The organism is Paenibacillus pectinilyticus (genome assembly GCF_001700435.1).
GTDB classification, from domain to species: Bacteria; Bacillota; Bacilli; order Paenibacillales; family NBRC-103111; genus Paenibacillus_E; species Paenibacillus_E pectinilyticus.
This window is the reverse complement of record NZ_LYPC01000020.1, coordinates 428,517-452,774: the sequence shown is the minus strand read 5'-3', so window position 1 is coordinate 452,774 and position 24,258 is coordinate 428,517. Positions and strand designations below refer to the sequence as shown.

General features: G+C 44.9%; 27 protein-coding genes. 4 read left to right on the top strand and 23 right to left on the bottom strand.

Going from position 1 to position 24,258, the window contains the following annotated elements:
* Positions 1 to 21 precede the first annotated feature (21 nt).
* From A8709_RS15990 to A8709_RS15930, 14 genes are all read right to left on the bottom strand, one after another.
* Positions 22 to 336, bottom strand: a complete 315-nt coding sequence (locus A8709_RS15990; protein ID WP_065853339.1) for a MocE family 2Fe-2S type ferredoxin — start codon at positions 334 to 336, stop codon at positions 22 to 24.
* Positions 333 to 1,430 carry a fatty acid desaturase family protein gene (locus A8709_RS15985; RefSeq protein WP_065853338.1) on the bottom strand — a complete coding sequence of 366 codons (1,098 nt, stop codon included), beginning with the start codon at positions 1,428 to 1,430 and terminating at the stop codon, positions 333 to 335. Before A8709_RS15985 ends, A8709_RS15990 begins: the two co-directional genes overlap by 4 nt.
* A 259-nt stretch (positions 1,431 to 1,689) precedes the next feature.
* A complete protein-coding gene (locus tag A8709_RS15980; RefSeq protein ID WP_065853337.1) occupies positions 1,690 to 2,133 on the bottom strand; it encodes a carboxymuconolactone decarboxylase family protein in 444 nt (147 codons plus the stop codon).
* A gap of 39 nt (positions 2,134 to 2,172) precedes the next feature.
* Complete coding sequence (locus A8709_RS15975) at positions 2,173 to 3,081, bottom strand: RNA polymerase sigma-70 factor (protein ID WP_084224981.1); 909 nt, start codon at positions 3,079 to 3,081, stop codon at positions 2,173 to 2,175.
* Positions 3,082 to 3,171: 90 nt separating this feature from the next.
* Positions 3,172 to 3,753 carry a GNAT family N-acetyltransferase gene (locus A8709_RS15970; protein WP_065853336.1) on the bottom strand — a complete coding sequence of 194 codons (582 nt, stop codon included), beginning with the start codon at positions 3,751 to 3,753 and terminating at the stop codon, positions 3,172 to 3,174.
* 5 nt (positions 3,754 to 3,758) lie between these two features.
* The gene (locus A8709_RS15965; RefSeq protein ID WP_244163211.1) at positions 3,759 to 4,220 is read right to left on the bottom strand and encodes a VanZ family protein; all 462 of its coding nucleotides are present in this window, start codon (positions 4,218 to 4,220) and stop codon (positions 3,759 to 3,761) included.
* Between the two features lie 15 nt (positions 4,221 to 4,235).
* Entirely contained in the window at positions 4,236 to 4,823 is a 588-nt protein-coding gene (locus tag A8709_RS15960; RefSeq protein ID WP_065853334.1) for a histidine phosphatase family protein, read from the bottom strand.
* Positions 4,824 to 4,829: 6 nt separating this feature from the next.
* Positions 4,830 to 5,231, bottom strand: coding sequence for a zinc ribbon domain-containing protein (locus A8709_RS35695; RefSeq protein ID WP_084224980.1), 402 nt, complete (start codon positions 5,229 to 5,231; stop codon positions 4,830 to 4,832).
* A 266-nt stretch (positions 5,232 to 5,497) separates the two neighbouring features.
* Positions 5,498 to 6,340, bottom strand: a complete 843-nt coding sequence (locus A8709_RS15950) for an RMD1 family protein (RefSeq protein WP_065853389.1) — start codon at positions 6,338 to 6,340, stop codon at positions 5,498 to 5,500.
* A 131-nt stretch (positions 6,341 to 6,471) separates the two neighbouring features.
* The gene (locus A8709_RS15945; RefSeq protein ID WP_065853333.1) at positions 6,472 to 7,455 is read right to left on the bottom strand and encodes a Gfo/Idh/MocA family protein; all 984 of its coding nucleotides are present in this window, start codon (positions 7,453 to 7,455) and stop codon (positions 6,472 to 6,474) included.
* 305 nt (positions 7,456 to 7,760) lie between these two features.
* Positions 7,761 to 8,675, bottom strand: a complete 915-nt coding sequence (locus tag A8709_RS15940) for a Gfo/Idh/MocA family protein (protein WP_065853332.1) — start codon at positions 8,673 to 8,675, stop codon at positions 7,761 to 7,763.
* Positions 8,676 to 8,908: 233 nt separating this feature from the next.
* Positions 8,909 to 9,082, bottom strand: coding sequence for a hypothetical protein (locus A8709_RS34585; RefSeq protein WP_167357090.1), 174 nt, complete (start codon positions 9,080 to 9,082; stop codon positions 8,909 to 8,911).
* Between the two features lie 133 nt (positions 9,083 to 9,215).
* A complete protein-coding gene (locus A8709_RS15935) occupies positions 9,216 to 10,112 on the bottom strand; it encodes an S-layer homology domain-containing protein (RefSeq protein WP_084224979.1) in 897 nt (298 codons plus the stop codon).
* A gap of 104 nt (positions 10,113 to 10,216) precedes the next feature.
* Complete coding sequence (locus A8709_RS15930; RefSeq protein WP_065853330.1) at positions 10,217 to 11,770, bottom strand: tetratricopeptide repeat protein; 1,554 nt, start codon at positions 11,768 to 11,770, stop codon at positions 10,217 to 10,219.
* Between the two features lie 94 nt (positions 11,771 to 11,864).
* Between A8709_RS15930 and A8709_RS15925 the strand changes: the two genes are divergently transcribed.
* The gene (locus A8709_RS15925) at positions 11,865 to 12,764 is read left to right on the top strand and encodes an alpha/beta fold hydrolase (RefSeq protein ID WP_084224978.1); all 900 of its coding nucleotides are present in this window, start codon (positions 11,865 to 11,867) and stop codon (positions 12,762 to 12,764) included.
* An 18-nt stretch (positions 12,765 to 12,782) separates the two neighbouring features.
* Here the strand turns inward: A8709_RS15925 and A8709_RS15920 are convergent, their stop codons facing one another.
* The 6 genes from A8709_RS15920 to A8709_RS15895 all read right to left on the bottom strand — a co-directional run bounded on the left by A8709_RS15920 (position 12,783) and on the right by A8709_RS15895 (position 17,388).
* Positions 12,783 to 14,153: a PDZ domain-containing protein gene (locus A8709_RS15920; RefSeq protein ID WP_065853329.1), complete on the bottom strand. Its 1,371-nt coding sequence runs from the start codon at positions 14,151 to 14,153 to the stop codon at positions 12,783 to 12,785.
* Positions 14,154 to 14,188: 35 nt separating this feature from the next.
* A complete protein-coding gene (gene hisA, locus A8709_RS15915; RefSeq protein ID WP_065853328.1) occupies positions 14,189 to 14,950 on the bottom strand; it encodes a phosphoribosylformimino-5-aminoimidazole carboxamide ribotide isomerase in 762 nt (253 codons plus the stop codon).
* 95 nt (positions 14,951 to 15,045) lie between these two features.
* A complete protein-coding gene (locus A8709_RS15910) occupies positions 15,046 to 15,528 on the bottom strand; it encodes a hypothetical protein (RefSeq protein WP_065853327.1) in 483 nt (160 codons plus the stop codon).
* Between the two features lie 15 nt (positions 15,529 to 15,543).
* On the bottom strand, positions 15,544 to 15,852 hold the full coding sequence (locus A8709_RS15905; protein WP_028555908.1) for a hypothetical protein: 309 nt from the start codon (positions 15,850 to 15,852) through the stop codon (positions 15,544 to 15,546).
* 227 nt (positions 15,853 to 16,079) lie between these two features.
* A complete protein-coding gene (locus A8709_RS15900) occupies positions 16,080 to 16,337 on the bottom strand; it encodes a hypothetical protein (protein ID WP_141692553.1) in 258 nt (85 codons plus the stop codon).
* A 1-nt stretch (position 16,338) separates the two neighbouring features.
* On the bottom strand, positions 16,339 to 17,388 hold the full coding sequence (locus tag A8709_RS15895; RefSeq protein ID WP_065853325.1) for a YheC/YheD family endospore coat-associated protein: 1,050 nt from the start codon (positions 17,386 to 17,388) through the stop codon (positions 16,339 to 16,341).
* Between the two features lie 211 nt (positions 17,389 to 17,599).
* Here A8709_RS15895 and A8709_RS15890 point away from each other — a divergent pair, with 211 nt between their 5' ends.
* Together A8709_RS15890 and A8709_RS15885 are read left to right on the top strand one after the other, a co-directional pair.
* On the top strand, positions 17,600 to 17,929 hold the full coding sequence (locus A8709_RS15890; protein WP_141692552.1) for a hypothetical protein: 330 nt from the start codon (positions 17,600 to 17,602) through the stop codon (positions 17,927 to 17,929).
* A 35-nt stretch (positions 17,930 to 17,964) separates the two neighbouring features.
* Positions 17,965 to 18,867 (top strand): YitT family protein, encoded by a 903-nt coding sequence (locus A8709_RS15885; protein ID WP_084224975.1) that lies wholly within the window; start codon positions 17,965 to 17,967, stop codon positions 18,865 to 18,867.
* 523 nt (positions 18,868 to 19,390) lie between these two features.
* Here the strand turns inward: A8709_RS15885 and A8709_RS15880 are convergent.
* Positions 19,391 to 20,425: a Gfo/Idh/MocA family protein gene (locus A8709_RS15880; RefSeq protein WP_065853323.1), complete on the bottom strand. Its 1,035-nt coding sequence runs from the start codon at positions 20,423 to 20,425 to the stop codon at positions 19,391 to 19,393.
* Between the two features lie 147 nt (positions 20,426 to 20,572).
* On the bottom strand, positions 20,573 to 20,836 hold the full coding sequence (locus tag A8709_RS15875) for an HPr family phosphocarrier protein (protein ID WP_065853322.1): 264 nt from the start codon (positions 20,834 to 20,836) through the stop codon (positions 20,573 to 20,575).
* Positions 20,837 to 21,047: 211 nt separating this feature from the next.
* Here A8709_RS15875 and A8709_RS15870 point away from each other — a divergent pair, with 211 nt between their 5' ends.
* Positions 21,048 to 21,947, top strand: coding sequence for a cation diffusion facilitator family transporter (locus A8709_RS15870; RefSeq protein WP_065853321.1), 900 nt, complete (start codon positions 21,048 to 21,050; stop codon positions 21,945 to 21,947).
* 6 nt (positions 21,948 to 21,953) lie between these two features.
* On the opposite strand, the gene thrS is transcribed toward A8709_RS15870, so the two are convergent.
* On the bottom strand, positions 21,954 to 23,867 hold the full coding sequence (thrS, locus tag A8709_RS15865; protein ID WP_065853320.1) for a threonine--tRNA ligase: 1,914 nt from the start codon (positions 23,865 to 23,867) through the stop codon (positions 21,954 to 21,956).
* Positions 23,868 to 24,258: the final 391 nt, after the last annotated feature.

The window sequence follows — 24,258 nt, the reverse complement described above, 5'->3', positions numbered from 1 at the left end:
ACTTTCTCTATGGATATCAACCTATCCTAACTGCATATACACTTTACCTGCTTCCACTTTCGTTGGGTATGTGATGAGATTTACGCATACCGGTACACGTTTGGCCGCACCTGTCGTGATATCGAACCGACCGTTATGTTTCGGGCATTCGATGATATTTCCCATAACTAATCCCTTCGAGAGATGGATCTTCTCGTGCGTACAATAGCCATCCGTAGCATAGAATTGCCCCTCCGCATTACGATAAATGGCAAAAGTCGCTTCCCTGTTGTCAAATCGGATGACATCCTCATTTTCTAATTCATCAACCGCACAAACCTCAATCCATTCTCTCATACTAGTTGGCTCCTTAACTCAGGTTCTTCCCTGTCGCTGCCATAGTAATAAGGCCTGGCTGTAGCAGGGAGTGGTTTCACGACGACATAAGATGGATCAACTTTCTGCAACCGCAACGCAATGACAACTTCTTTGAGCGCAGCCCATAAGCTTGTGCGAGGTGTTGGACAATCATCCTTCATCGCTTCGTGCAGCTTTGGAAGCGCATGATATGGAACCATCGGGAACATATGATGTTCCATGTGGTAGTTCATATTCCAGTACAAGAAGCGGAAAATGGGATTCATGCGAATCGTGCGCGAGTTCAGCCTATGATCCAACACGTCCTCATATAGTCCCAAATGCTGTGTCATGCCAAAAAGTAAAACTAACAAATTGCCGTAAAAAGACGGCAAGAAAATGAACATTGCTGGAAGCAAGCTTCCCATGTAGACACATGCCGCTAGGACGGCCAAAATAATCAGCATATAGATGCGTGCTTCGCGAAAAACCTTCGGATACTCGGATGCTGGAATATAGGCCTTCTCATGTGTTTCCAATTTACCAACCGTGTGCAAAGCAAAACGCTTAATCTCGATCGGTCCGCCGTACAAATGAAAAATTTGCATCAGGATGATTTTCCAAATTGGCGGTCGTTCCGTCAGAATCTCAGGATCCCGCCCGACAATAATAGTGTCTGTATGATGCCTGGCATGGCTCCAACGCCATGGCGTTGCAGAACGTAGAACGAAGAAGGATGCAATCTGATAAACGACATCGTTCATCCATGGGGTTTTGAAAGCTGTTCCGTGCCCACACTCATGCCATCTTGAATCGCCTGGAGACGCATACATAACGCCGTAAATGAAGAAAGCAGGTACCGCCCACCACGTTCCCCATGAGAGAAATGCCAGATAGCCGGACACGAATAAGGCCACAAACCAAATCAGCGTATCACGAATTGCCGGACCATCTTTCCGTTTCATTAATTCTTTCATTTTCGCGCGAGGGATGGGGCTTGCATACCATTCCGCGCCAGCTAAGCCGCGCTCTTGCGCCCGCTTACTTTCCAGTCCATGAAGGCTGTAGTCTCTTTTCTGAACCACGATGGCCATGATTTTACCTCCTTTTTATCCTGCAAAGTGTTGTTTAATACCATCCGTGCCCGAGCACGGAAATTTCTAAAAAATAAAGCCATTATGGCTATTTCATTCTTAGCTTATTATGTTGCGTACATGACGTTCAATTTCCGTGCTCGGGCACAATTAAAGTTTAAATGATCTTCTCCCCTATTTCAAGTAGCAAAATGCCATGAACAGGAATTTTCCCGCGCATGGCATTTCTCCTAAAATATTCATAATTACCGATCTTGTCTTACTCCGCTGCAGGGAACATTCCCGTAGAAATCGCGATGCGATTCCATGCATTAATCGTGTTGATCGCCATGATTAGCGTTACAAATTCACGCTCATCGAAATGTTCTCTTACACGATCATACAGATCTTGTGGCACGCCATGTGTCGAAATTGTCGTCACGGCTTCGGTTAGTTCTAGAACAGCACGTTCTTTGGCCGTATAAAATGGCGCTTCGCGCCAAGCACTGATCAAGAAGACACGTTGCTCTGTCTCCCCCATCTTGCGAAGATCACGTGTATGCATATCTAGGCAGAACGCGCAGCCATTAATTTGTGATGATCTAATTTTAATAAACTCATACAAGATCGGGTCTAGGCCGCTTGATTTGATGAATCCTTCCAACTTCAACATCGTTTGATACGCTTCTGGGTAAACCGCGCCGTGATTGATTCTAACTTCCATATCTAATCTCCTCCACATACCTCTTATTTTTGTTTACGCTTATAAGACAAATGAGGTCGTCGTTTTGTGACATGACAGCACAGAGGAAATATGTTGTAATTTATCTGGGTTCCGAATGACATACATGCGGCTCGACTGATCCTGACCTGCACCCAGATCAAATAAGATCGCCATATAAATCTGTTGTTCATGCGTGAGCACAAGTCCCGTTTGGCCATTGATGGAAATGGTTTGCCATTGACCTTGCAACGAACCTTTGGCTCGAATGCCATCGAAAAATGCTGCAATCCGTAGTTTCCCATAGATTGGTTGCACCGCGGCACGCACTTTCCCGCCACCATCGGAAACCATAACCGCATCTTCCATCAGGAGAGAGACGAAATCTTGGAAGTTCCCTGTGTCCACGGCGTGTAAAAACTTCTGAACGAGTGGCTCTGTTTCACCTAGGATGCGTCCATCGTCATCCGGTGCCTGATTGATTTTCACCTTAGCGCGACTATAAATCTTCCGACAATTCGCTTCTGTCTTCTGAACCATATCGGCAACCTCATCATAGTCATAGCCAAGTACTTCTCTCAGTACGAAGACAGCTCGCTCCACTGCTGATAATTCTTGAAGTAGCACTAGGAAAGCGTAGGAAATCGTCTCTTCTTGAACGAGATTTCCCATGGGATCTTCGCGAGGTGTCGTTACTTTAGGCTCTGGGAGCCAAGGTCCTATGTAGGTCTCTCTTTGCTTACTAGCGGAATTCAAATAATTCAAACAGCGATTCGTTACCATTTTAACCAAATACGATTTCAGATTCGTAACATGCGATGTATCGGTATTTTGCAGTGTGATGAACATGTCTTGCAGCATATCTTCTGCATCAGATACAGAACCTAGCATGCGATAAGCGACCGAAAATAACAGCTGTTTATATGTAATATAGACCGTTTCCAGTTCCACGGGTTGAAGCTCCTTTCCCCTTTGTAGTGTAACCGCGGGGGTTTAACACATACATACCATGATCATATTCCCATCCGGATCTTTGAAAAGTCATCCAATGCCTTGCTCATTTACAGTTATCAAAGCAGCTTCAATATCTCGCGAGTAGGACATCAACCAACAATCCCGCAACTCCCCCTCATGCATCTCATGCTGAGGTAATTCTTTCACCTTTACAAACCCGCAGCGCTCATAGCACCTGATTGCACGTACATTCCACTGTTGAGGATCCATAACTACACGATCAGCTCTGGCAACATGCATGAAATACGCGAGCATAGTTGTCACAATCTGCTTGCCAATCCCCTGATTCCAATAGCTCGGAACTCCAATGAATTGATCCGTACCAAAAATCTTCTCTCCATTGCCCGCATAGCCATATTCGAAGCGTTCTTCCTCTTCCAATTCATAGAATTGGATATAGCCAATGGGAACATCCTTATATGCAACGATACATCGCATGGCGCCATCTACCTGATAGAAATGTTCTTCCACCAATTCCTCATCATGAGGACGATCGCGGCCTTCATAATAGGTCAATACCAAAGGGTCATTCAACCAATTAACGAGGAGACTTTTATCGCTAGCCTCAAGTTGGCGAATGGTAATGGATTCATTTTTATAAATAAACATCGTTGTTAGGAACCTCCTTGCTTATGGTCACGTTGGAACGTGCGGAGTGTTAGCTTTGTTAGGAACAATCCAACACAAGCACCGCAGGTATTCAGGATTATGTCATCCACATCGAAACTGCCCACCTTGGTAACCATTTGAAGAAATTCGATGATGAAAATGATGCCTAATGTCGTTATTATGAGTAGAATGGGTCGCAGAAACGTTCGATTCAACACCGGTAATAACAGACCAATAGGAATAAATAACACGATATTTCCGAATAAATTAGTAAACCAAGTATGAAAATTATAATGTTCTCGAAGCACAATATAACTTTGAATCGTACGAAAAGGTACGAGATTATACATATAATGATCGCTTAGCGACACATATCGACCTCGTAGAAAAAGCAAGTTCAACATGATCAGCGCATACACAATACCGATGGCAAAAATCATGATGTTCACATTTTTATGATGAAACAAAGCGTTTCTAAACATCTATGTGTTAGGCTCCGTTCGTAGATGTGCAGTGCAGTTATATAGTAAGCACGCCCACTGATTCTGTTGATGAACGATTTTAGTTACGGACGTGTTATGCAAGTGATCCTCGATATCTTCGTGCGGAATCAATTGCATTAATGTGTGACTAAGGAGTCCACCATGGCTCACGATTAATATGTTCTGATTGGGATGCCACGCTACTACGTCTTGTATAAACTTAACCCCACGCGCCGCGATGTCTGGATGTGTTTCCATGCCTAGGTCCTGCTCGGACCAGTCTTCTCCCCATTTGGCAACTCGTTCTTCTAACGTCGTTCCTTCGATCAACCCACAAAACATTTCTCTCAACCGCGGATCCGTTTTCACCTCAATTCCCTTCACATGCCCAATATACGCTGCTGTTTCGCGTGCTCGCCCCAGATCACTTGCATAGATGTAATCCCATTCTTCGTTCTGCATCCGTTTAGAAAGTAATTCGGCCTGCTGACGACCATCTGCGTTTAAAGGAATATCCGTATGCCCTTGTATCCGTCGCTCCGTATTCCAATCTGTTACTCCATGTCGTATTAGTCCAATGACGGTCATCCTGTCTCAACTCCCAAATAAAATATCTATTATTGTACCTAATTGTCCTGCTTTTTTGCTAGTTAATACATCTGGATCGAATATTTCAACATACCCACAATGTAAGCACGATACAAACAAGAAATGATGATGCTGAATGTCCAAGATCTTACTTAATCCAGTTCCCGTCATCGCCACTTCCTTGACTCTGCACGCTTTATGCTTGCACTTCGTACATGTGAATTGGTTAGCCATCCGTTCTTCTAAGCTTAATTCGATTTCATCATCATAAGCAAGTTCCAACTCATCTACTGCTTCTGTCGCATCCTCATGTTGATTCAAATGATGTTGAAACACCTCTTGCTTACAGGCAGGACAAACATCGTTGATCAATTGGACGTGCTCATGGCACCAAGGACATTCAATCATGGCAAGTCTCCTTTCACAAGCCTACTTCATCACTCATGTCAATGACATATAACCATCTTCTATGTATTCCATGCTTGACAAAATATCCCTGCCACGGAAGCTAAATGCGCATGGAGACAGGAACGAGCAGTAGAGATGCTATCTTCTGAACTCACGATTGTAGTTTTCTGTACGAATCTGATATTTATTTTTTTCGCAAAAAAATAAACACCACGGTTTCCGCAGTGTTTGTGTACATGTCCATTATCGCATCAATTTAACTATGTCTAATGTGTGGGAAGCCATCCAACAATTTGTAAAATCGTTAACGCGACCTCAATCACAATCAGAATTACAACAATCCATTCCACGAAGAGTCCGCGTATCGAATGACTTATATTTGAAAATCCTTCTAAAATATGATACAAAATGTCTGTTTTGCTTTTAAGTATAGTAAATCGATCGTTTAACTCGAAAAATTCAATCATCCCATCATAAAAATGACTAGCCGTACTGTTGGTCCACGTTATATCCGGTTTGTCTAAGATCATGATATACGCAAGTGTGTTATACTCATGCCGTACGATTTTGGCGGTCGTTCTAGCCAACTCTTTGTTCCCCACACGGAGCTTTCCTTTTTCAAGTCGGTCAATCATGATTTCGAGGCTATCATGAATTTGCCCAAGCTGCTCCTCTATTTTCTCAAGGGCAACTGATTTGGCTAATACGGTGGAAATGAGCTCCGGGTAAAAAAATGCAAATTCCGCAACGACTACGTACTTGTCTGTCAACTCCATGCTCGCCACATCTTCAATGTGAAGACTGTAATTTTCCATGTATCGATCTGAATACTGCAGCTCAATATGAGGCTCAAACGTCTGGAGAAATCGCAAGAAAATCGTCATCTCATTGCTATGAGCCAGATTAACAAAGACAATACTGCCAAATGAAAACACGAGTACTTGTTGTAATTCATCGATCTCTTTATGAAGAATGGAAGAAAGCAGTTCACCTCTTAAGATTAACGGCTGTTCCCATGTGTATTTTTTGGGAATGCCGGTATGGACGGCGATTTTGTTCAGGTCAATTTCATTCGTAATAGCTAAAGCCTTAAAAGAAATATCTTTCATGTTCAACACGATCCACTCTCAACAGGTTTTACTACCTAGTTTTGACAGAAAAAGTGGACTTCAATCGTCTATATCTCCACGCAGCGCACGCAAAAAAACCTAGCTGGCATCCAAGCAGCTAGGTTCTCATGCTATAGATATTGTTCCACGCCCATTTCTGCCGATCTGTACACGACCTCCAGCGCTTCAATAACGCTTCGCGCATAGGCTGGCGGACAACTTGATTCACGCTGGTTCTCAATCGCGACGAGCAAATCTTGATATTGTAATTCGAAAGGTGTTGCTATCGGCTTCACTTCTAGCTTCTCAAACACACCACCGCGACTGATCCACAAACTATCGCCGGTCACGAGTTTCAGCATACCCGCAGTTCCGATGATCTCGGTCTCATTGCGAGTCGCGCCTGGATAACCCGATTGAACAATCGTCGCAGGAATTCCGGAATCTAGTTCCAGATAAATCATACCGCTTCCTTCCACATTCCCTCTTTTTCCATGATGACTAACGTTGGCACTTACTTTACGGACTGCACTATCCATCAGCCACTGGATTTTATCAATCGAATGCGTACCTAGATTGGCCAGAATACCGCCTCCCGATTTCTCCTTTTCTAGGAACCACTGCGGCCGAGATTCTTGGAAATAATTTACATGCCTTACATCCTGAATCATGACGATCTGTCCTATTTCACCGCTTTCAATGATCATCTTCGCCTGTATATTTTCTGCCATATAATGCTGTGTATGACCAATTAAGATGCGAATATTAGCTACATTAGCCGCTTCGATAATGTCATCACACTCGGCAACAGACAGGGCCATTGGCTTCTCTAACATCAAATGACACCCATGCTCAGCAGCGAATATGGCGGTTTCTTTATGTAAGAAATGCGGTAAGGCAATGACCACAACATCTGGCTTTTCTTGTCGGATAAGCTCTTGATAATCTGTGTAAGCCCGAATCCCATAGGCTTCGGCAATCGCCTCCGCTTTTTCCAAGTGAATATCAGCTACCGCACATGCAACGAATCCCTGCGTATCGCGAATGGCATCAAAATGTTGTCCAGCAATGGCACCCGCGCCTAGAACGGCAACTCGTAAATTTGACTTACTCATGCTGCTTCCCCCTTTTGATCCATCAAGTTATNCCTCCGCTTTTTCCAAGTGAATATCAGCTACCGCACATGCAACGAATCCCTGCGTATCGCGAATGGCATCAAAATGTTGTCCAGCAATGGCACCCGCGCCTAGAACGGCAACTCGTAAATTTGACTTACTCATGCTGCTTCCCCCTTTTGATCCATCAAGTTATTATGAGAAAAACTTCTATCGAAGTCCTTCGAGGATGTGCGACCGCGTTTTATAGGTAGTTTTTATCGCCAATTATCAAGACGTTTTCGGGAACCGAAAAGTTATACTTTCTAATGTGGTAAATAAACCGTTTGCCCTGTCTCACGACTTTCATTGGCCGCTTCCATGAATCGAATAATTTGTAAGGTTTCATTCTCATCAATATCAGGTATTCCGGTTGAGAACATCGTCATAATCTTTTCAAGAAGGCTTGCATAATAAGGCTTAGGATGCTTATAAACATCGATGAACTGGGTGTCGGATTCCCGATGGAGCAATGCTCCGAATTGCGTATTCCCTTTGCGGTTGCCACGGATTGTGCCGATCGTACCATTCGCCCACACACCTGTAATGACATCGTGATCATCTGTTGTCGTTGCTGTTACTTTAAGGCAATCTTTGCCTAATGATTTAAACAACATTTCAGCCGTGTGCACACCATACCAGAAAAGTCCTGGCTGAGTAGGCTGCAGTGCCATAGGTCCATAGCAATCCATTCCGATGACGCTGCCCATCTCGGTTTCCTGCAGCGCAAGTGTTAATTCTTCTGCATATCGTAGTGATGAACAGCTCATGAGTGGAATGTTGTGCCATCGCGCTAATGAAATCACATCACGCGCACTCTCCGAGGAGACGGTCATCGGCTTATCTATAAAAATCGGCTTGCGATACGCTGCAATCCGGCGAAACTGTTCTAGGTGCAAACGTCCATCGACAGAGGTCAGTAATATGGCATCGCAATGAGCTGCAACTTCTTCAGCTGACTCTACAATCTTCACCCCATAATAATCCCGAAGCTGCTCAGTGAACCCTGCTATCCGAGTGTAACTCATGTCAAAATCCGGTGAACCTCCTGGGTAAGCAACCGTGACCTTGCCACCAGCAACGTGATAGGGATGTTCTTTATCATGTAACAGTTGTGTGAATGTAGGCGCATGCGAAGAATCCGTGCCAATAATACCTATGCGTAATAATGAATTGTTCATGAATGTGGCTGCCTCCAAGCGTGAATGAGTGAATGAGCTGGAACACGAATCGTATACTTACTTTACTCACCTATTATCATAATGAACACGCACCTAAGAGACAAGTCTTTAAATGGACTATATATAAAAGGCCCCAAATGTTCTATTAGGGGTTACTATCGTCCCATTAAAGACAGAGAAGAGCCTCCCTGATTGGGAGGCTCTTCCTAGTAACAACGCTCATTCTGCAAGATTTACTCTGCTTGTTTATGGTTCGTATACACCCCAGCAACCGAAAGCAACGCCGCAACGCCATTCGCGATTGCATTCACCGTGTCGTCTGTAATTAGATCTACACCATAAGCATTTAAAATTAATTTAACTGCTCCGAGTAAGCCTAATACTAACGTATAATAGTTCGTTTTCATGATCTCTCACCACCTGTTTGATAGGATACTACATGGTATGTAAGAGAATCAGAGCCTGTACGGTTCTAATTGAGGGTGGCAAAAGCACAAAAAAATGCTGCCATCCCTCGCGGATGCGCAGCATTTTTCAACGTTATTTAGTCAATTCAGCTTTCACGGTATAAGCCGAAGAGACATACGTAACGGCCTTCACTTCCGTCATGACTTGTGTATACATCATATCAGGCTGTGGATCTTGTAATTTGTAGCTCACGATGGCTTGGCCATCAGACTCAAATTGAATACCAACAATCGCAATGCCATAACCGCCATTAGGTTTAACTCCTCTGGAAAGCGTGACTTTGTTGACATCCTCGTTTACTTTTTCAACGGATACCGTTACTTCTTCTACTTGTGGTTTCTGCATATGAGCCTCTAGCACTTGAATGGCATTATACAGCCAATTCGCAGCTTCTCCTCGTGTAAGTTCGCTCTTCGGGTTGAACTTGCCTTCCCCATCCAGAGACGTGATTTTGTAGAGCAGCAATCTTTGAATCGTACCTTGATAGTCAACACTGAGCTGATCTTCGTCCTTAATCTGGATGAACATTTTCACCAGTGGAAATTGACCCTTTGATTCGAGCGCTTTGACAAGTAGATCGCCGAATTGTTCACGGGTAATCGTTGCATTCGGATTCACATCTTTCGGGATACCCAGATTGCTATAATGTGCAATGACGAACGCATCCGCATACCAAGCATCATTCGCAATGTTTGAATAACTGTCAGAAGCTAAGGGCTGCTTGATAAATCGCAGGTTATCCATGTTGAGGTTCAAGCCCTTGACGATCATTTGGACACTTTGCGCGTAGCTGATTTTACCTTTTGGCACAAAATGTTCTGAATCGAATCCACTCACAATACCGCGATCTTTCAAAGCGTTAATCGCAGTAGCCTGTCCCTCATCTAAATCGGAGAAGGCATAGGCAGAACCAAAAGTTAAACTGCTGCACAACAAAATGGATAAACTTAAAGCGGCTAATTTTTTCATGAATGGAAGCTCCTCTCGTGAAGTGAATGCAGATTGCATCACTTGCTTTGGTTACTTTCCTAACGTCAGGAGTTATGAAATAGTTGCAGGTTTTGGCAAAATAATCAAAGCAGCGATACTAGCAGCTCACTTAATGCCTTCGCTTCCTCATGCTGAGGTGATAACGCAATAACGCGATCAGCGAACTGCTTTGCAAGCTCATCCTTCGCTAATTCGTAGTAGCACACTGCCATTTCGTAGAGTACGGTTACATCGTTTGCATGCTTCGGCTGTGTACGTTCAAAGTAGGATATAGCCTCCGCATACATATCCATTTGATATAACAAAATCGCACAGGCTAACGCGACATCCGTATTGCCATCCATTGGATAATAGTGTGCCCACATTCGCTCAATTCCTTGCTGCAATGCGATCCATTCATGTTCACCCGCTTCGGGAATGACGGCATAGAGCCGTTTCGTACAAGGAAGCAGAAATTGCGTATCATAGCCGCTCAGTCGCCACAAGGCCAAGAGCTGCGGCAGCGATTTCGTTTCTACTTGCGTATCAAACACTTCTTTTAGACTAAAGAAATCATCCGGACCATAGCGATCCACGAATCGCTCATACGCCAGCCGTGTCAAACCATAGCTATTCGGTTGGGGAAGATGGAGAATACAACCGATATTCAGATACGTATAAGGATGTTTCGTGAAAAGTGGCATAGCCCCTTGCGCTTCCGTCACATAACTAATAGCATGGTAATTGGCCGTTAACGAAAAGCTCCCATGATGAATTAGCTTCGGAGGTTCATTATACTCCCAGCTCTCCAATCGATGATCGCCTTTGTCCGCCGTTATTAATAGGAACCCATTTTCCGAGAGCGCCTTCAACCGATCCAAACAACGCAACCCTGCTTCAGGCAAAAGAATATGTGAGTCTGATAAGTGTTGTCGATACACATCTAAGAGCTCGCGATACGGATACGCAGCGTCATCATAAGCGGTTTCTCTCCTATAATGATAGTTCGCCACTACCTCTTTAAGGTTTTGAGAAGCACTTAACCCAGCCGCCCCTTCTGGAAATTCCAAGGATATCTGACAATCATACACCTGTTGATCCTCAATATAGATTAATTCTTGCGGAATGCTATCAAAAAAGTAATTCGCCAGAATAGCTAGTGGCTGATGCAGGTCACCAGGACCTATACGCTCGCCTGCTTGCATCAAGTGAATGTCTTTATCATGAACAGCATCAAACTTAGCAAAATCTAATAAACCTTGCTCCACATATGGAGCTAAGCTGGCGTGCCGCTGCCAAAAGGCGATGTTTTTCTCTGCCAAATCACTCATGACATACCGGAATGGCGGCAATGGAATACTTGCCATCTCCGTAAGCTTCGTTAACTCCTGAAGCACATAGAATGCAAATTGTCCCGAGCCCGCTCCCAATTCTAGAAACATGACTTTCTCTGTCACATGTCCCATTCTCGCTCGATCCTGCAGAAAGCCAAATAGCATTTCCGCGTAGGAGATGGCCATTACGCGATTGCTCGTTATGTATTGGGGAACCTCACCGCTCTGCCATGCTGTAATTCCCTGCCCTTCATAATAATCGCGCTGCAGCTCCCAAATCGGAGCTTCACTGAAACGGTATTTCTTTTGTTCTGTTTGACCCATGTGTGAACCTTCGTCCCTTCCGTTTCAACATTTTATCGCACATCTTGGATCTGGGCATATAGTATAGCAATACTTACGCGAGAGGAAGACCACGATGACTTATTCCGATGATTATCAACCGACCCCAACCTCAACTTGGCCAGTACCGACACCGAATTACCCGCCCTTCATTCCTTCAACCTGGCCGTTTGCACCCAATCCTTGGTCACAGCAACTGCAACAACAGCAGCAAGAACAAGACTTCCGTGAAAAAGAACAACCGCTTACGTTTGTCCTTATACATGGCTCATGGGCGGATGCCAGTTTCTGGGCAGGCGTCGCTGCCGAGCTAAGCAAAAAGGGCCATACCGTCTACGTCCCTGAATTTCCAGGACATGGCGCTGACCCCAATAAAAATGTGACCCATGCGATGATATCGAAATCCGTTGCAGATTTCATAAGTTCTAATAACTTGCATAATGTGATCCTTATCGGTCATAGCTTCGGAGGGTCTGTGATCCAAAAGGTAGCAGAATTAGTCCCTAACAGAATCAAGCGACTTGTTTTCTACAATGCCTTCGTCCTGAAAGACGGTGAAGCCCTCGCTGATGAGCTTCCTCCATCCGTTGTGGAACAATTCAAGCAGCTGACCGCGAGCTCCAAAAACAATACCATTACTTTGCCTTTTGACTTCTTCAGGGAGGCTTTCACTAATTTAGCTAGCTTGCAGCAAGCACAAGCCATCTATAAAAAAGCATTTCCTGAGCCTGCTGGACCTTTATTCGAGAAGTTAGACCTGAAGAAATTTTATAGCCTCTCGATTCCCAAAAGCTTTGTGCACATCATGGAGGATAACGTTATTCCATTCGGCGATCCGAACTATGGCTGGCATCCTCATATGTCCAGTAGATTGGGACTTTTCCGATTCTTGCAACTACATGGCGATCATATGACGACCGCATTTTACGAACCGAAGCTTGTAGCCCGCAAACTGTATGAAGCTGCTCGAGACTAGCCTATTCGCCATTGCCAATTAAGAGGAACACGCTGGTGCGCCAGTCTGCGGATTGGCTTTTAGCCAAGTGAGAATATCATCCAACGTTCGTACGGGCACGATCTTCAAGTTCGGTGCCCCTTTCCGTGCGTCGGCTTCATTCTCTACCGGTACAAAGAACACATCCGCATTCGTGCGGCTTATCGTATAAGCCTTCTGAACGAGTCCGCCTACGGGGCCGACAGAGCCATCCGGCTCGATCGTGCCTGTGCCAGCCACATGATGACCATACGTCACACCGCAAGGTGTCAACTGGTCAATGAGCGTTAATGCCAGCATCGCCCCATGGGATGGACCGCCTTCATGCAGCAAATACGAGTGATACGTCACGAGGTCAGGGATATCATAGGTAAGTTCATTGGCGATCATGATACCAATCGACGCTCTAGTGGGGTCATCATCACTCGCTCGAGTTGTGACTTTTACATCAACCTTCGCAGTCTTTCTGGTTATCGACAAACGGATCGTTTCGCCTGGCTTCACAGCCTTCATCCGTTCACTGAGATCTTGAATCATCATGATCGGCTGATCGTTGAGTGCAGTAATGACATCGCTAGGCTGTAACACTTCGGACGCTTGTGTATGTTGTAGAACAGCGGTAATCCGTACCCCTTTTGAATTAATGCCCTTGCCTAGACCTACTTTCTGGAAGGCAATCGCACTGCCCGCGGCATTCGCATCTTCTTTTTCCGTACGCACTTCTTGGTTGTATTCACCTAGGGACATGCCCAAATTTTCAATTTCAAACGAGTAGTCTTTAAAAAGCTTCGCATATACCCAATCGATCGGGAACGCGGGGCGTTCGAAAATCAATACCCCTGATATATCTCCATGACGCGCTCCGCCTTCGGCTTGAGCATAGCGATTCATATTAAGCGTAATACCTGGATATGTCACTAGATAGTTGGTTGGCCAAAGCATTAACGCTAAGAGAACAAGTGTCACTCCGAATACAATCAGGTTCTGACGTGGGAGCTTACGCTGTTTCCGTTCATGAATCACGAGATCAGTCGCAATGAGAAGCAAGCTCAGAATCAAGGCAGTCGCGGAGTACTCAAGTTTCTTAGGAATGGTAAGTACAATAATGATGCTAACTAGACACACGAAGCTAATGATGCCGCGAAATATCTTCATCCCACGCGTTGGTGTAGCAGCGAGGTGAACGAGCGCAGCGACCATCCATAAGAATGGGACGAGCGCAAGCAGATAAATGAGAAGATCCAAGAGATCAATCCAATAGAACCGGGTTCCCCAACGTAACGGATCAGGCACCCAAACCAACTCACCAATGACGATTAACAGGAGAATCAATCCGATGCCTGTATAATAGAGCTTTTGCCAGAGTGCCATACAACACATCCTTTTAGCTACCAAGTAACGTTCGCTTATACCGCCTTCTCAAGCTGCTTAACAACCTCATCATACGAGAGCTTTCCTCCGAAAATATCAAGCGCACTCCCAACCGTAATATCTAATTTACCTTGGGATAATTCTCGGAACAATGCCAAATCTTCAAATGATCTTGCACCGCCTGCATAGGTCGTAGGAATCGTAACCCACTCAGCCAAAGAGCTCACTAAGCTTTGCTGAATCCCGCTCTGCTTCCCTTCCACATCTACAGCATGTATGAGAAACTCATCGCAATATTGTTCGAAGAAACGTATACTCTCTTGATTAAGCTCCACATCGCTTAACTGTTTCCATTGATTCGTAGCCACATACCATTTGCCATCCTTCTCTTTGCAGCTAAGATCAATGACTAGCTTCTCTTTGCCGATAGCAGCTACGATAAGCGCTAGATTCTCCCTATTCAGCTGGCCATCGCGGAAAATATACGAAGTCACGATCACATGCGAAGCCCCTTGCTCCAAATAATAACTTGCGTTCTCTGCGTTGATACCACCGCCGATTTGAAGGCCGCCTGGATACGCGTTCAACGCTTTAATCGCTTCTTCTTTATTTCCGTCGCCCAACATGATGACATGACCACCCGTTAATCGATCCCTACGGAACATGTCCGCATAATATGTGGAGTCATATGCCGAAACAAAATTTTCAACGACTGACTGGCCCTCGCCACCTAGTGTTTCCCCAACAATTTGCTTCACTTTACCATTATGTAAATCAATACAAGGTCTGAATTTCATGTCGATCCATTTCCCCTTTGACATTCGTAGTACTTAAACGTTTTCCCCTGTGTTGAACATGAAAAGCCCTCAAAGGAGGGCTGCTCAATCAGGATTCATTGCTTATCGAAACCTTCTTCTTCTAAATATTCCTGCACTTCTTCGTAGGTCTCAAAGGCACAATCGAGATTTTCTCCGGCATAGATATACCACAAATCTTCCACGAAAGTAACACTCAATCGATTGCCATCCTCATCGACCCAAATTTCTTCATCTGGGACTGCTTGGACTTCCTCTGTCTTTACAACTTTAGGACTACCGCTACGAGTTAAAGACTGGATCGACTTCGCGATGATTTCTCGAAGCTCGTCTTCACTATAGTCCCGGATATTAATTAATCCCTTCGCATCAACCGTGCAGCCTGGGATGTATTCGGCATACACAAACCCATTTCCATTCGGATGAAGGTGATAGAGAACAGTAGTCTTCTCATAATCACTCTCTACATAATGAAAATTGATTCGTCCCAATGAAACATCCTTGCGCTGCAGCTCAGGAAAAGATGTCGCAATGGCTAACTTCTCGTCTAAACTAAGCATACATGCCCCCGTAACTTACTCGATCACTTGAATTTTGAAAACATTCTCCAACTTGCCGTCCGCTCTTTTCTTCAAAGGTACTTTAATATCTCTACCCAGTTCCTTGAAAAAAGTCTCAACATCACATTGTACATTCGAAAGAACAACTTTAAATGAACCGTCTTGAACGATATTCTGATTCGCTTCAGCAGGTACCGTAATATCAACTGCGTATTTCTTCGTTAACGTGTTAATATAACGACTAAAAATTTCAATGAGCTCCTCATTATTGAAATTTTCGATGACCACTTTGCCCTTGTTAGTAAAATTTAAATGAACGTTCACCTTTAAATGTCCCCTTTTCCTGTACACCCTGTATTTGCTTGTGGGTAAAAGCCTATATCGAACAAATAATGCTTCACTTCTATTTTACTTGTTTTTGGGGGTATGAAGCAACATAAAAGCCAAATTCATTTTCGCTAGACAAAAAGAAGCAGGTATTTCCCTGCCTCTACGGGTTTTTCTTATAGTCTAATTATACCTCATTTACCTAATTTCTACGCATAATGCCGTTAATCTTTTGCAGAAACTTGTTGGATTTGTCTTAATCGCGTTTGGTAACGGTTAATGGAGAGGATTCGATAATCACCCAGCGTTAAGATACGTTCTCTTACATTTAATGGGAAAGAATAATGAAGCACTTCTAACTGATCGTCTAGCTCGTTATACCAAGGTAACAGATTCATTTTGATAACTAGAACACGATTACTCACATCCCCACTCCACCTTCTCGACGTGGATTGACTCGCTTGGCCCGCGTCTATTGTCATTTCACTTACTTAATAAATATTTCGCATAACGCATCGGTGTCTCGTACGTACGATAAAACGTCTTATTCAAATTCAAATGCTTATATTGATATCGCTGATCCCTTCCATTGACCTCGATTAACCAAATATCGCCGCTCTGATCGATCCCAATATCCATCCCCACATCGGACATCGCAGGAATTTGTTTGCTTAAGCTCTCTGCGATTTGCAATGCTGCCTTCTCAACCTGCTCCCTTTTCAGCTCGGGGTTAAAACCATTCGCTAGAAATAGCTTCTCACATCGCATAGCTTCACCGCCCTTGGCGAGGTTGGTAACATGACGGCCGCTCGCTGCGACTTTTCCTGCTATGCCAGTTACGCCCCATTCCCCTGTTCCACCACGTTGGACTGAGACTCGTAAATCATAAGGGCGCCCTTGATACATTGCTAAAGGTACGGCTTTTTGAATTAGATATGGCTGTCCCTTCACTTTCGCTTCAATGAAATCAAGTGCAGGCTGCTCTTCAAGAACTCTTGGTTCCTTGTTACTCCAGCATACTTCCCATAATCCGTCCGGCATTAGCGTAACCTTTAAGACCCCTTTGCCAACACTGCTATTCGTGGGTTTGACATAAAAGGAGATGAATTGATTCATCGCCTTCATAATATGATCACGTGAATAAGACATAGCTTGGGGGATATAGGATGCGCTCCCTTTGCTAGCATGAAGCAGCTTATGAACGCGCAGCTTATCGTGTCGATTTTGACCATTGAACACTTGACTCGTCTTGGCTAGAGCCTGTAATTTCTTTTGCAAATAAGGAGAGAGGGTCATTGCCCGGTTATGAATCACTTTAGGAATCGGTAACCGCTTCAGCGTGTAGCGATCATTGTCATAGCACAAACCTAGTGCTGACTTGTCACTGACGTGCTGTAAACACATGTAAAATGGTATCAATCCAAGCCCTTTAGCCGCGCGATTGTAATGTTCAATGTATTCATAGCCGGTTTGCTTTTGAACAATACCAACATAAGTTTTATGATCTAGGAGAATACCAATTACATTTCGCACATTGTCACCTCTCTGAATAGGGGTCATCTACCTAATATATGCAGAATAGGCCTTAATGGTCCGGTTTCGAAAAAGGAATCGTAACGATGAACGAGTAGCAGCGATGTTTGACTCATCGGAAGTGAAATGCTACAATTCAAGCAAATTTGGTTTACACTGTTTGGAGGGGATGTCCCTGAACCCTATTTCACGAAAATGTTGTTGGACGATCATGGTCTGGGTGATTCTTGCCTTGTTCATTTTCCCTTTAACACCGCCCATTTCCAACCACAATACCGCCGATGCCGACGTACTTGTTACGGCGAATACGACACAAGTATTGACCCAGCAACAGCAGCTGCCTTCTAAAGAAATCATACATGTTGATGAAAATAAGATATATCTGTATGACCAGATTTATAAACTCTATGAAATGACAGTTTTTGTCGTTTTTATCGTGTATTTGACAAGTTTGATCTGGAAAAAGCTGAAAGTACTTCTTCTTGCGTTCCTCAAATTCACCTCACGTTATACGGGCCTCATTCCTTCTTACTCATCGTAACGAAAATGAATGATTGAGGAAAAGAGGAAACTTTCATGGCTAACTCACTGACAGGGGCTGAACAAGCTCACGCACATGCGCAACATCAGAAATTAACACGAATGAAATTTGCACGCAGAATCTTCTTTATGATTATCGGAACCATCTTGGTTTCCATCGGATTAGAAATTTTCTTGGTTCCAAACCACATTATCGACGGTGGTATTGTCGGGATTTCCATCATACTTTCTCATCTATCTGGTTTTCCTATCGGTATCTTTCTCGTTCTGCTCAATTTGCCTTTTGTCGTACTGGGATATAAGCAGATTGGTAAAACCTTTGCAATATCCACAACATTCTCAGTTATCTTAATGTCCATCGGTACATCTTTATTGCATCCTGTTCAAGCCATCACCATCGATCCTTTGCTAGCTGCAGTATTTGGCGGGATTATCCTGGGGATCGGCGTCGGACTGGTCATTCGTTCAGGCGGTTCATTAGATGGTACGGAAATTGTCGCTATTCTTTTCAGTAAGAAAATGCCTTTCTCTGTAGGCGAAATCGTGATGTTTTTCAACTTCTTTATTCTGGCCAGCGCAGGTTTCGTATTTGGCTGGGATCGCGCAATGTATTCCTTAATTGCCTACTTTATTGCTTTTAAAATGATTGATATTACGATTGAGGGACTTGATCAGTCCAAATCGGTATGGATTATCAGTGACGAGTATCAGAAAATCGGAGACTCCATCACATCTCGCCTAGGTCGTGGCGTCACGTACCTCAATGGCGAAGGTGCATTCACCGGCGATGATAAAAAAGTCATTTTCAGCGTCATCACCCGATTGGAAGAAGCGAAATTGAAATCCATCGTCGATGATCTGGATCCACGTGCGTTCCTGGCAATCGGGAATATTCACGATGTCAAGGGTGGACGGTTTAAGAAGAAGGATATTCATTAAAACGGATCAATCCGGCTAGCCCGCATGTGTGTGGAATAACTGGATTTCATGCAGGTAATTCCAGCCAAACGGACAGAAAACCATGAATAACTGGATTTCATGACGTTAATTTGACTCGTTTCGCTTGAAAACAGCGTATTCTGCCAGATTAACTGTAGGAAATCCATCTAAGTTGAGAAAACAGCAAGACATGTGAAAAATAGATGGATGTTTTCCAGTTAACTTCACGACTACCTAAATTTGCGCCATATCCTTCTACGGAAGCTTGTTAGTTAGTTTTAGATTTTGCGCGTATAAAAAGCCTACAAACGCACACATCGTGTGGTTTGTAGGCTTTTTGCATGCGATTCAATGCGATTTCAATGCAATTCAATTCATTACATTTCGAATGCAGTACAGTGTTATGCATTGCTAGCAATGCAATACAGTGCAATGCAGTTCAATGAATTTCGAAGCGTTACAGTGCAATGTAGTGCTATACTGTGCAATACAGTGTAATTCAATGCTAAGCAGCTGCGCCTGCCTAGCTCCAATACGTGCGCAGGTCGACCTTCTGCCCCAGCTTCGCGCTGTCCAGCGCGCCCAATACCATCGCCATGCTCTTGATATTGTCGCGGCAGTCGGTCTCCGCGCGGCGGCCTTCGGCCAGCGCCGCGAACATCTCATCCAAGCAGCCGGCATGGCCGCTGCGTCCTGTCCAATTCACGTCCGCGTCTACACGCGTGAACTCGCGAAGGAACTTGCCGTCTTGGTCGCCGGCAGCAACAACCTCCGCGTACGGTGCGCCCGCGCCGTCCCACAGAGCGGTGCCCTGCTCGCCCGTCACACGCCACGCCGCCTCCCAAGAGGTCGGCGCCCCTTCCGCGCACCAAGAGCCGCGGTAGCAGAACACAGAGCCGTCTGACATCTCATAGATGCAGATCGCAGAGGCATTCCCGGCGTACCACGAGCCGGGCGGGTTAAATTCCTGGCAGTACACCGATACGGGGTCTGCCCCGGTAATAAACCGAGCCTGATCGAAGGTATGGATCGCCATGTCTAGAATCAGCGGGCTTTCCATGGCATCGCGAAAGCCCCCAAAATGCGGACCCAAGAAGAAGTCCGCCCCTACATATCCCACGCGGCCAATCGTGCCGGATTGGATCAGCTCGCGAAGAGCACGGATATTCGCGTCATAGCGGCGATTTTGCATAATCGACAGTGTCTTACCCGCCTTTTCGGCAATCTGAACAAGTTCACGTGCCTCTGCCATCGTAGCCGACATTGGCTTCTCACCGAGCACATCACAGGCATTCCGAAGCGCGGTGCTCGCTACTTGAAAATGACTCGCCGGTATCGTAATATCCAGCACCAGATTTGCACCGTTTTCACGAATCGCTTCTTCTACATCCGTATATACGCCGCAAGTTAACCCGTGGCGGTCAGCCATCGCTTGCGCGAACTCTGTTTTGATATCCACAAGTGCAACAATCTCACAGGTTTCTCTTTGCTTCATATTTTCAACCCATACATTGGCCATACCACCACAGCCAACAACGACAACGCGATAGTTACTCATCTGAACACAACCTCCAACAGCCCATTCTAGCGTGTAAACACACTAGTTATATCTGCTATTCTATCCCTTTTAGCGCGGTATCGCTCTATCCAATCTTGTGAGAAAGTGGTCACATTTTGTGCTATGGAAGCGCATACTAATAAATGTTCAACAAAAGATTTGAAATAAATCAAAAATAAAATGCATCGCTTCTTCTTCGTCCTTCCCTCTCGTCAGAAGCCGTAAAGTTGTACCTCCTTTGATGGGAACTAACAGCATGCCGAGAAGGCTCTTCACATCCACTATATGGTGCTTATCATCCCACTGAAAATCGAGCGTCACATCCGAAATAAAATGAGAGGATTTCACTGAAATACTTGATAAATCGCTCCGTTCGAGATCCTTTGAGATTTTAAATTCATGTACACGCATGTGAATCGACTTCCTTCCATAGACGTTTGGTGGTTTGTGATTTCTCGTTATGTGTGGTATTATACAAAGATATTTCTGTAAAGTGAAGTGTTGAATATGCCAATTATTGATAGTTTGCTAGATTCGCCCATAAAAATCAGCCAAATCCCTCGACCATAGGTCGAGGGATTTTTTTTCCTTCGGGAAACAATTCTGTAGGAGGTCATCATTCATGCACATCGACAACAAGTCATCCGTTTTGGCCATATGGCTCTCACTATTCAGTAACATTTTCCTTACGCTGATCAAAATTATCATCGGTCTGCTCTTCCATAGTGAAGTCTTATTAGCAGATGGTGTTCACAACGCTGGGGATATCATCGCAACCGTCGCCGCCCTAAGCGCTATGCGTATTTCCAAGCTTCCCGCGGATGAAGATCATCCTTACGGACATGGCAAAGCGGAAGTGCTTGGCTCAGGATTTGTCGCTTTCATCCTAGTGATTGCTGCCCTTTATATCGGTTATCATGCGGTTTCTGCGCTCTTCCATGAACCAAGCGCACCAAGTGTAATTGCATTAGTCGCGTCTGCTGTTTCCGTTGTATGGAAATATCTTCTCTATGTCTATACGATTAAGATTGGTCGCAATACCAACAGTAAGAGCTTGATAGCCACTGCACAAGATCACTTAGCGGATGTCTATGCTTCACTTGCTGCTGTCATCGGGATCGGTTTAGCATTTATCGGTAAAGCTTATGACATTCACTGGCTAAGTTATGGCGATGCGGCAGCGGGAATTGTGGTCTCATTACTTGTACTTAAACTGGGTGCCGAGATGGCCAAGGAAGCCTTCGATGTCCTAATGGAAAAAACCGTCGATCAACACCGACTCGCGCAATTTACTGCCTTGATTGAAGCCGTACCTCAAGTTAAAAGAATAGATCGTGTTCGCGCTCGAGAACATGGACATTACATTTTGGTCGATGCCCGCATCTCGATTCCAGGCGATCTAACGATTAAACAAGGGCATGATATCTCGCGCGTGATCAAAAAGTCTATTATGGATGAGCATCATGATGTGGATGAAGTTCTCATTCATTTGAACCCTTGGTATGAAAAAGAGTCCATGTAGCCCTTTTTATTGCTTTGAACGAATTTCAGCAACAATCTGTTCGATCATCTCCGGTATCGGTCTGAGTCCTAGATCACCTTCGCCCCGTTTTCGAACGGAGACGTTGCCGGAGATGCGTTCTTTCTCGCCAAGCACGAGCATGTACATCACTTTCTCTAGCTGCGCTTCGCGAATTTTATAACCAAGTTTCTCACTCCGCACATCTAGTTCCACCCGTATGCCTGCTTCTTCCAACGCTTTCTTCACCTCAAACGCATAGTCCAGCTCATGGTCGGATACAGGGAGAATCTTCACTTGCACGGGTGCCAACCACAGAGGGAATGCACCAGCAAAGTGCTCCGTCAAAATTCCCATAAACCGATCAACCGAACCATACACAGCACGATGTATCACAACAGGGCGATGTTTCAAATTATCGTCACCGATATAACTCAGATCGAACTTCTCCGGCATTTGGAAATCCAATTGGATTGTGCCGCACTGCCAGCTCCGTTTCAACGCATCTAAGATGTGAAAATCGATCTTGGGGCCATAAAAAGCGCCATCCCCTTCATTGACACGATATTCAATTCCCCTATTATCCAGAACATGCTGTAACGATTTCTCCGCTTGATCCCATAGTTCGCTAGAACCCATGTAGTCGTCCGGCCGAGTGGACAATTCAATCTTGTATTCGAATCCGAACACCTGGTACACGTGAGCGATCAGCTCTATGACGCGGCCAATTTCATCCTCGATCTGTTCAGGCAAAACAAAGAGATGTGCATCATCCTGACAAAATGTACGAACACGCATCATCCCATTCAATGCACCTGAAAACTCATGCCGGTGGACTTGACCAAATTCGGATAGACGAATCGGCAACTCCCGATAGGAATGCAAACTGTTTTTATAAATGAGCATGTGCCCTGGGCAGTTCATGGGCTTCAACGCAAACTTCGTTTCATCCACATTTGTGAAATACATATTGTCTTTGTAATGATCCCAGTGCCCCGACTCCTCCCAGATTCGGTTGTTCATCATGAGCGGCGTCCGCACTTCCTCATAGTCCCTTAGCCGCTGAAGCTCGCGAGCAAAATTCTCAAGCTCATTGCGCAAGATCATCCCCTTCGGCAAATAGAAAGGCATACCTGGCGCTTCTTCCGAGAACATGAACAGCTCAAGTTCCTTCCCCAGCTTGCGATGGTCGCGCTTCTTCGCTTCTTCGAGCATGTATAAGTGCTCATCTAGCTGCGCTTTCTTCGGAAAAGCAGTGCCGTAGATGCGCTGCAGCATCTTGTTACTTGCATCCCCTCGCCAATATGCACCTGCTACATGGAGCAGCTTAAATGCTTTAATACGTCCTGTAGACGGCATATGCGGGCCTCGACATAGGTCAAAGAATTCACCTTGATCATAAATCGATATTTCCACGTTCTCCGGCAGATCGTTAATCAGTTCAACCTTATACGACTCCCCTTTGTCCGCAAAAATTTGAAGGGCTTCATCTCGGCTGACGACTCGGCGAACAATGGAGAAGTTATCCTGAATAACATTCTCCATCTCAGCTTCAATCGCAAGCAGGTCTTCACTTGATAATGGCTTATCAATGTCAATGTCATAATAGAAGCCATCTTCAATAACGGGACCGATACCCAGCTGAATCGCTTGTTCACCATAGATGCGTTTCAGTGCTTGAGCCAACACATGTGCTGTACTATGCCGGTACACGTCTATCCCCTGTTTACTTTCAAGTGTCACGATTTCGAGGTGACAATCGGCGTCAATCCGTTGCTGCAGGTCGACCAGCTCACCATCTACTCGGCCAGCAATCGCATTTTTTTTCAACCCTAGACTAATAGATCCCGCTACTTGTTCTACCGTCGTTCCAGCAGCATACCTCCTACTTGTTCCATCTGATAAAATCACTTGAATTTCCATGTTCTTTGCCTCCCTTTCTTCCTATTTTTGAACGCAAAAAAACGCCTCTATCCCAGACAGGGACGAGTGCGTTCAGCTCGTGGTTCCACCCTAATTCGACTTGCTTCTACGTTCACCTTGATATCAACCAAAGCAACGACAAGCAAGACCTTATTGGTATCCGATATCGGGGATAAGGCGGTGCCGCATACTTCCTTGAGGTGAACTCAGAGGGTTCAACGTCACAGCTACAAAGGGGTAATTTCCAACCGGTGACAGGAGAAGATTTCAGCTATTACTTCTCTCTCTGGGCAGTTCGTGTAGGAAATCATGTCTTTGATCATGACCTCATATGTGATTATGGCTTTTATCTTACCCAGAAGTGTTGCTCAGCGTCAATGGACTTTAGCGG